The organism is Paraburkholderia sp. SARCC-3016 (assembly GCF_031119615.1).
Taxonomy (GTDB): Bacteria; Pseudomonadota; Gammaproteobacteria; order Burkholderiales; family Burkholderiaceae; genus Paraburkholderia.
The window spans coordinates 1-1,409 of sequence record NZ_JAVHZD010000089.1; the positions used below are offsets into that span (position 1 = coordinate 1).

General features: G+C 56.3%; 1 pseudogene. It reads left to right on the top strand.

Annotated elements, in window-relative coordinates:
- Positions 1-232: 232 nt before the first annotated feature.
- Positions 233-862 (top strand): annotated as a pseudogene (locus QYH69_RS35800) (IS66 family transposase); the annotation flags it as partial.
- Positions 863-1,409: the final 547 nt, after the last annotated feature.

The following is a 1,409-nucleotide window of genomic DNA, read 5'->3' on the forward strand; positions in this document are numbered from 1 at the left end:
GAGTCTCCCTTCAACGTGATGACCGTATAACGCACCAACAGAGAATCGGTTGTCATGAATTTGGTAAAACTCAATAGGTCCTCGCGTGTGTCTTTCATCAGGGTCCGGGCCATAGCCCAACATGACCGTTTGTAGTATCGCAGTCCTTCACCTTCTCACACCACACCAGCAAGGCAACAAGTAATACCCACAAACTCCATCGAGCTTGCGTTTAATGGGGAAGCCCTTGTAGTGGGCGTACCGTAGCGCCGAAGACTGTCCGGAACCGGTGGTGCTGTTTGACTACCAGCCAGGACGTGGACAGGAATATCCCCAGGCGTTTCTTGCGGGTTACAAAGGCCTGCTGATGACCGACGGGTATGCCGCCTGGCGTACGCTCGAAGGCCCGACGCACTTCGGCTGTCTGGCGCACGCGCGGCGTGCCTTTGTCGATGCCCTCAAGGGCATGAAGAAGCCGGGCGGGCGCGCTGCGCAGGCACTGGAATACTTCAAGGCGCTGTATCAGGTCGAAACGCTGGCCAAAGCCGATTTGCCCGCAGGCAAAACGCGCGTGGACCATACGTACCGGTTGCGCCAGCAGCACAGCGTACCGTTGCTCGTGTCCTTCAAGGCATGGCTCGACGAACAGGCCCCGCAAGTCCTGCCAGAGAGTCTGCTAGGCAAGGCCATTTCGTACACGCTCAATCAGTGGAAATATCTCAGTCGCTACGTGAGCGACGGGCGTGCGCCGGTCGATAACAACGTCATCGAGCGCGACATCAGGCCATTCTGTACCGGAAGGTCGTCATGGCTGTTTAGCGACACCGTTGCCGGTGCGAAGGCGAGCGCAATGGTCTACAGCCTGATGCTCACTACAAGGGCTTCCCCATTTTGCACAAGCTCCATGAAGTTGTGTTGGATGTTGCCTGCTGCAATGCCTGCAATGTTTGAGAAGGTGAAGGACTGCGATACTACAAACGGTCATGTTGGTGCTGATAGCCCGGACCCTGATGAAAGACGCACGCGGGGACCTAATTCGTGTCTCGGGAGCGAATACCCCAGTAGCATCAACAGGTATTCCCCGCGCGGGTCCAACCCACTTCACATCACTGTTGGCAGCGCAAAGTGATCTTTTATCTATCCATGATTTGGACCGCCGTTGGAGAGGTACGATTGAGCAATGCGGTCAGGCTTCCAGCGGTTCTCGTTGGAAAGCATCGCCGTACTGACCTTGCCCCTGTTTGACGAACCCCATAACCGAGGGAGTTATGCGGCTTGGCCTTGTTGGGCTGCCAGCCAGTTCTTCTCGAACGTCATGGGGCTGACGTAGTCGAGTGTCGAGTGTAACCGGCGGGCATTGTACAAGCCGTCAACACAACGCCCATATCAGCGAGTCAAGGGAAGTTCTGTATCGTTGGCATCCGTGGTAC